Origin of the sequence: Mesorhizobium sp. M4A.F.Ca.ET.090.04.2.1, assembly GCF_003999085.1 — a bacterium.
In the GTDB taxonomy this organism is placed as follows: Bacteria; Pseudomonadota; Alphaproteobacteria; order Rhizobiales; family Rhizobiaceae; genus Mesorhizobium.
This window is the reverse complement of the sequence record NZ_RZOT01000033.1, coordinates 1-6,696: the sequence shown is the minus strand read 5'-3', so window position 1 is coordinate 6,696 and position 6,696 is coordinate 1. Positions and strand designations below refer to the sequence as shown.

Below are 6,696 nucleotides of genomic sequence, written 5' to 3'. Positions count from 1 at the left end.
GAATAGGATGCGTCGAGCTGGTCGAGCAGCTGGCGCTTGACCTTCTGGCGCGTCATCGAGCCGAACTGGTTCTCGATCTGGCCGCGCACGATCTCGCGCAGGCGCTCCAGCGATTCCAGGCCGAGGTTCTTGGCCGTCTCGTCATTGATCTCGAGTTCGCCCGGCTTCGCCACTTCCTTGACGGTGACGTCGAAGGTGGCTTCCTTGCCGGCCAGATGCGCAGCCTGGTAGTTTTCCGGGAAGGTGACGGTGACCTGCTTCTCGTCGCCGGCCTTGGCGCCGATCAGCTGGTCCTCGAAGCCCGGGATGAACTCTTTGGAACCCAACACCAGCGGCTGGTCGTTGCCGGCGCCGCCGGAGAACGCCTCGCCACCGATCTTGCCGACATAGTCAATGGTCACGCGGTCGCCTTCGGCTGCCTTGCCGGTCTTCGGCTCATAGCTGCGCGCCGATTCCGCGATGCGCTTGACCTGCTCGTCGATTTCCGTGTCCGGCACATCGAACACCTGGCGTGTCACCTTGATGTCGGAGAAATCCTTGATCTCGATCGCCGGGATGATCTCGTAGTTGAGGCGGAACTCGAAATCGGCGCCGCCGGCCAGGATCTTTTCGGCCTCTTTCTCGTCCTCGGTCATGATCACTTCAGGCTGCATGGCGGCCTTCTCGCCGCGCCCGGTGATGATCGAACGCGTCGAATCGTTGAGGATCTCGTTGACGACCTCGGCCATGAACGACTTGCCGTAGACCTTGCGCAGGTGCTGCACCGGCACTTTGCCGGGGCGGAAGCCATTGATGCGAACCTTGTTGCGGGCATCCGTAAGCCGCGCCATCAGCTTGGCTTCCATGTCACCGGCCGGCACGGTGATCTTGATCTCGCGCTTGAGACCGGAGTTGAGCGTTTCGGTGACCTGCATCATAAAACCTTTGTTCTCACCCATGAGACTGCCAGACGGCCCATGCCGCTTACAGCCTGCCGGTATAATCTTGCCGGGAATGGCTTTTGGTAACGGAAACTTGCGGTTTGACCGCTAAAGCGGCTCAAAGCCTTTCCAAACTGCGTTCCAAAATGTGAATAAGTCTTTGTTTTTCCTACTTCTTATCACATTCTGTAGAAGCGGATCGTCGCGTCCCGTCACATTCGACACGCCTTTTGTCACAGGCCAGCCTAATTTTCAACTATCTTCGCATTCAGGCGGTTGAGGGTCATTTTGATCGCGACATTGACAGAATGATGGCTACATGGGATTGCCGGGCGACGCGGGTATGGCGGAATTGGTAGACGCACCAGATTTAGGTTCTGGCGTGAAAACGTGGGGGTTCGAGTCCCTCTACCCGCACCAGCCCATCGGCTGACAAACCGAGTCGCCACGGTCACGTCTCGAAGACCTTGCCGGTGAACCATTCGCTCAATCCCGCCAGTTCAGGACCGAGCACGCGGTCGGCCCCGACCGCCGGTACGATGGTCCTGACGTCGGCAACGAACGGCTGCAGCGCAGGCGGTGCCTCGCGGCCGGTGACGTGAAGGGCCTGCGAGGCGATCATCGCCAGCATCGCCATCGCCGCGTCGAGGCAGCGGCCGGCGGTCGCCTCCTTGGTCCAGGCGAGGAACGCCGTGGTCGCGACATCGTCCTGGCCGGCACCGGCAGATTCCGTTCCTGGGATGAAGGTGCGTTGCGCCGCGAGCTTCGCCTGCTCCAGATAACCGGTGATCGCCATCGGCACATAGCCGACATTGCCGTGGCCGTCGCTGTCGGCCCAATGCCGGTCCGTCATCAAAAGATCGGGCAGCAGGGAGACCTTACCGTTCAGGAGCTTCGAGGCGTGGCGGTCGCAGAGCAGGCAGACGTCGGCCCAGATCGCTGCCAGATCGTCGAGCGCAGGCGTGGCCATCGCATTGTGATAGCCGCCGGTGCTGATGCAGCGCCCGAGCGGATACGCCTCGTCCGGCGGTACGTAGACCGGATTGTCCGAGATCGACGCCAGCGACACGGTCGCCGCCCGTTCCGCGCCGGAAAGCGCGCGATGCGCCTGGCCAAGCACGCGCGGCACGATGCGGTAGCTGACCGGCGCCTGGTAGTTGCGCCGTCCGTCGCCGGCGCCGGTGAGATATTCCCTCAAACCTTGCAGCGCTGCCGCCTCGTGTTCGTCGCCCCAAAGCCCGTCGAGTGCGGCGTCGTAATGTTCGAGCGGTGCGCGAAAGGCTTCGATCGACAGCGCAAACACCTTGTGCGCGAGGCCGATGCGGCGGCGCGCCGCGAGCGCGGCGTCCGCCACCAGCGCCGCCGCGCAGGGCGAGCCGTTGATGAGCGATCCCCGCTCCTTGACCTCCAGGTCGAAGCGCGTCGAAAGCCCGGCGAACAGCGGATAGAGAGCCAGGATCTCGCCGGCGCCGCCCTGGCCCTGCGACGGCACGATCGGCATCGGCCCGCCGTCCAGCATGGCGGCAACAGCTTGCGCGATGCGCGGCGAGGTGGCGGCATTGCCTTCAATGAAGTTGGTGAGACGGGCAAGCACGATCGCCCTGACCACGCGCTCCGGCAGCGGCTCGCCGAAAGAGGTCGCGGCAGCGAACGCCTTGATGCGCGCATGGCGGTCGCGCTCGTCACGCTCGAGCTTGCGGCTCGCCAGTTCGCCCATCGCCGTGGTGACGCCATAGATGATCGGTGCGGGATCCGTCTCGATGAGACGCAGAAACGAGGCGCGGCATTCCTCGATCCGACGCAAAGCCTTGTCGCTAATCCGCACCGGCTCCTTCCGCCAGGCGACACGAAAGACCGCATCGAGGTTGATGTCTCCGCGCGCCGTCAGTTCAATTGTCATGCTTCACACTGCTCGGACGGGAGATCCAAGGTTTTCGCGAGATGCGCACGGGTGCGGCCGCCCCTAGTAGAGCGGCTCCTCGAACAGCGTCTTGTCGCCATCCATCAACGCCTTGACCTGCGGTGTCCCGTTTGCGGCGATGGCGACACGGACGGCGAACGGCCGCACCCGCATGTCGTTCTGGATCGCCATGCCCTCGCCTTCCGGCAGATAGAAGCGCTCGATGCCGTAGTCCGGCGCGATCGTCGCTTCGGGCTCGCGCAGGTCCCAGCCATCGGCCACCTGCCCGACGATGTCGACCTCGTCGGAGGCCGCAGGCATCGGTGCGGCATCAAACCAGGCTGCGCTCGGCTGCCAATAGCCTTCGACGCCCTGCTTCAACCTGACGACGAGCTCTGAGTCGTTGCTGGTGAACTTGCCGGGCGGAATGTTGGCGATCAGCTTCACTGGGATGCGCGAGATCTCGTAGCCCAGCACGATATAGTCGCCGCGCAGAAGATCGCGCGGATCGATCGGCTCGACCTTCAGGAGGACCTCCTTGCCATCCCGCAGGATTGCGGCCCTGCCGACGATGATCCATCCGAGGAAGCCGATCTGGACGAGCGCCAGCAGCAGCGCCGAGATGATCAGTCTTTTGCCGGTCATGCCTTGGCTCCTTCGGTGGTCGGCGCGTTCATGCGTTTTTCGACGCGGATGATGACCAGCGCCATTATGCCGAGCAGCACTGCAGCGGCCAGGAAGAAGCCGGCGGTGCCAAGCATCGACTGCAACATCACCACATAGATGATGGCGAGCTCAAAGGCGAAGCCGGCATAGGCGACCCAGCGCAGGCCCCTGCTCTCGCGGCCACCCAGCATGATCGCCGCGACAATGGCGGCAAGCGCGACCGCCGAGGCAATGGCGAAGGCGCCATTGTAGCTCGCCTCGTCGGCCAGTTCGAACTGGATCATCGCCATGCCGGTGAGGAAGCCGATCAGCGCGTGCAGGGGCAGCCGGCCGCCAAGCTGCACGATTCTGTCGACCGGTGCGGCGGCGAAGACCGCGGCGGCAAAAAGTAGCGCCGAAACGAACGTCAGCGGAACGGAGACCTGCAGCGTGTTGTGATCCATTGACAGCAGCACGAGATAGAAGAGGACCGACAGAATGATCAGATGCCGCGCCGCCCGGCTGCGGGTCCAGAACGAAATCGCGAACAGCACCAGCGCAATGGCTGCGAAGAGATGGGGAAATTCCGAGCGCCGGAAAAAACCGCCCCATTTGAGAAGCAGCCAGGCGTCGGCGATGCCGAGGGAGGCGACGGTGAGCGGGTTCGAGCGCAACGCGACCGCCGCCAAGGCCGTGCCGGCTCCCCATGTGAGCAGCGCCGAGGCCTCGTCGCCTGTCAGGTGGTACATCTGGCCGATCAGCGCGATCGAACCGCCGAAAGCGGCCGCCGCCACGATCCACAGCGCCTCGCCGATTGCCCCATGGTCGCGTGTCTTCAGCACCGCGCCGCCGACGTAGCCGGCGACGATGACGGCGAACAGCGCCGCGACGCGAACGAGCCGTGGGATGGCTTCCCAATTGGCGGCGACGAAGATCAGGATAGCGGCACCGAACAAAAGCGCCGCCATCATCGCCAGGATCGACCCGAAGCTCAGCGACCTCCGCTCATTGGCTTCGACATCGCGCGTCAACGCCTCGGCTGTCGGCGTATCGATCAGCCCAGCCTGCCGCCATCGGGCGATGTCGGACCTGACCCGCGACGCATAACTCGCCATGCCTTCCCCCTGCCCTCGATCTTTTTCCAGCCCACACGGTCAAACCGTTGACACCACGGCATTTTCGGATTCGGGCTTCTTTATGTCGAAGCCGTATGGCCGTTAGTGTTGCATTGCACAATTTGCATTGCTGCCATGCGCCAATGGCACTTTTAAATCGATATGACCCCACCTATTTTCTGTTCGTACACAAACGGAATGACCCGAACGAAAGACGAAACGAGCACTACCATGAACCTGATCCGCAACTACCGCAACTGGCGCCGCTACCGGGACACCGTCTCCGAGCTGAGCCGCCTGTCGAACCGTGAACTGACCGACCTCGGCATCAGCCGCAGCGACATCCACTACGTCGCTCGCAAGGCGGTCTAATCCGCTTCGGGCCGCGAATGGTCCGAACCAGTTTTGAAGAAGAGAACGACAATGAACCTGATCCGCAACTATCGTAACTGGCGCGTTTATCGCGAGACGGTTACCGAGCTGGGTCGTCTGTCGAATCGCCAGCTCCATGATCTCGGCATCGTCCGTGACGAGATCAAGATGGTCGCCCGCAAGGCGGTCTAAGTACAAGAATTTCGCCAGGGTCGACCTCCTCCCCGACCCTGACGGATACGGCCAACCCTTACCTCCTCCCAAGGGTTGACCACTGAAACGGCGCCCGCCGGACCTCCTCCCCCGGCGGGCGTTGTTCCCGAAGCGAACATTGTTCGTCTTTCGAAGCGAATGCAGTTCGTCTTCCAAAGGTTTCGCCCCTTTTCAAACGGCGAAAGGAATTTCGTCAGAGCCGACCTCCTCCCCGGCGATGACGAATACGGTCGATCTTCACCTCCTCCCGAGGATCGACCCCCAAAACGACACCCGCCGGACCTCCTCCCCCGGCGGGTGTTGTGTTTCTGAGGCCGGCTTTGCCGCCCTTCGGCCCTTTCCTGTCCTTCGCGCCAATTGCAATCGCGGCGACAAGCGATTATTCCGGCGCCCATGAGCAAAAATCCCGTTCACGTCATCGGCGGCGGCCTCGCCGGCTCCGAAGCCGCCTGGCAGATCGCTGAGGCCGGCGTTCCGGTCGTGCTGCATGAGATGCGGCCCGTCCGCGGCACCGATGCGCACAAGACCGATGGTCTGGCCGAGCTCGTCTGCTCCAACTCCTTCCGTTCCGACGATGCCGAAACCAACGCGGTCGGCCTGTTGCATGCCGAAATGCGGCTTGCCGGTTCGCTGATCATGAGCGCGGGCGACGCGAACCAGGTGCCGGCCGGCGGCGCGCTGGCCGTCGACCGCGACGGCTTTTCCGAGGCGGTGACCCGAAAGATCGAAGCGCATCCGCTGATCACCATCCAGCGCGAGGAAGTGCCCGGCCTGCCGCCGGCGGACTGGGACCAGGCGATCATCGCCACCGGCCCGCTGACCGCACCTTCGCTGGCCCAATCGATCGCGCAGGCCACTGGCGCCGATGCGCTCGCCTTCTTCGATGCGATCGCGCCGATCGTGCATTTCGACACGATCGACATGGACACCTGCTGGTTCCAGTCGCGCTACGACAAGGTCGGCCCCGGCGGCACCGGCAAGGACTACATCAACTGCCCGATGGACAAGGACCAGTATCTCGCCTTCGTCCAGGCGCTGGTCGACGGCCAGAAGACCGAGTTCAAAGAATGGGAAGGCACGCCCTATTTCGACGGTTGCCTGCCGATCGAGGTGATGGCTGAACGCGGCGTCGAGACGCTGCGCCACGGACCGATGAAGCCGATGGGGCTGACCAACGTCCACAATCCATCGGTGAAGGCGTACGCCGTCGTCCAGCTGCGCCAGGACAATGCACTGGGCACGCTCTACAATATGGTCGGCTTCCAGACCAAGCTGAAGCATGCCGAGCAGGTGCGCGTGTTCCGCACCATTCCCGGCCTGGAAAACGCCGATTTCGCCCGCCTCGGCGGCCTGCACCGCAACACCTACATCAACTCGCCGACCCTGCTTGACGCTTCGCTGCAGCTTAAATCGCGGCCAGGCCTGCGCTTTGCCGGCCAGATCACCGGCTGCGAAGGCTATGTCGAGAGCGCGGCCATCGGCCTGCTCGCCGGCCGCTTCGCCGCCGCCGAGCGTCTCGGCCATGCGCCAT

7 protein-coding genes and 1 tRNA gene are annotated in these 6,696 nt (G+C 63.4%); 4 read left to right on the top strand and 4 right to left on the bottom strand.

Features of this window, described 5'->3' with window-relative positions:
- The coding region (tig, locus tag EN781_RS35105; RefSeq protein ID WP_245492542.1) for a trigger factor at positions 1 to 914 on the bottom strand (914 nt) is incomplete at its 3' end.
- A 343-nt stretch (positions 915 to 1,257) separates the two neighbouring features.
- Here tig and EN781_RS04455 point away from each other — a divergent pair.
- A tRNA-Leu gene (locus tag EN781_RS04455) sits at positions 1,258 to 1,340 on the top strand.
- Between the two features lie 31 nt (positions 1,341 to 1,371).
- Here EN781_RS04455 and EN781_RS04450 read toward each other — a convergent pair.
- The 3 genes from EN781_RS04450 to EN781_RS04440 all read right to left on the bottom strand — a co-directional run bounded on the left by EN781_RS04450 (position 1,372) and on the right by EN781_RS04440 (position 4,580).
- On the bottom strand, positions 1,372 to 2,820 hold the full coding sequence (locus tag EN781_RS04450) for an aromatic amino acid lyase (RefSeq protein ID WP_126054218.1): 1,449 nt from the start codon (positions 2,818 to 2,820) through the stop codon (positions 1,372 to 1,374).
- A gap of 63 nt (positions 2,821 to 2,883) precedes the next feature.
- Positions 2,884 to 3,465, bottom strand: a complete 582-nt coding sequence (locus EN781_RS04445; protein ID WP_126054217.1) for a GDYXXLXY domain-containing protein — start codon at positions 3,463 to 3,465, stop codon at positions 2,884 to 2,886.
- A complete protein-coding gene (locus EN781_RS04440) occupies positions 3,462 to 4,580 on the bottom strand; it encodes a DUF2157 domain-containing protein (protein ID WP_127399813.1) in 1,119 nt (372 codons plus the stop codon). Before EN781_RS04440 ends, EN781_RS04445 begins: the two co-directional genes overlap by 4 nt.
- A 231-nt stretch (positions 4,581 to 4,811) precedes the next feature.
- On the opposite strand from EN781_RS04440, the gene EN781_RS04435 reads away from it, so the two are divergent.
- The 3 genes from EN781_RS04435 to trmFO all read left to right on the top strand — a co-directional run.
- The gene (locus EN781_RS04435; RefSeq protein ID WP_006335194.1) at positions 4,812 to 4,952 is read left to right on the top strand and encodes a DUF1127 domain-containing protein; all 141 of its coding nucleotides are present in this window, start codon (positions 4,812 to 4,814) and stop codon (positions 4,950 to 4,952) included.
- Positions 4,953 to 5,003: 51 nt separating this feature from the next.
- A complete protein-coding gene (locus EN781_RS04430; protein ID WP_126054215.1) occupies positions 5,004 to 5,144 on the top strand; it encodes a DUF1127 domain-containing protein in 141 nt (46 codons plus the stop codon).
- A gap of 414 nt (positions 5,145 to 5,558) precedes the next feature.
- A partial coding sequence (trmFO, locus tag EN781_RS04425; RefSeq protein ID WP_127399812.1) for a methylenetetrahydrofolate--tRNA-(uracil(54)-C(5))-methyltransferase (FADH(2)-oxidizing) TrmFO occupies positions 5,559 to 6,696 on the top strand: 1,138 nt, incomplete at its 3' end.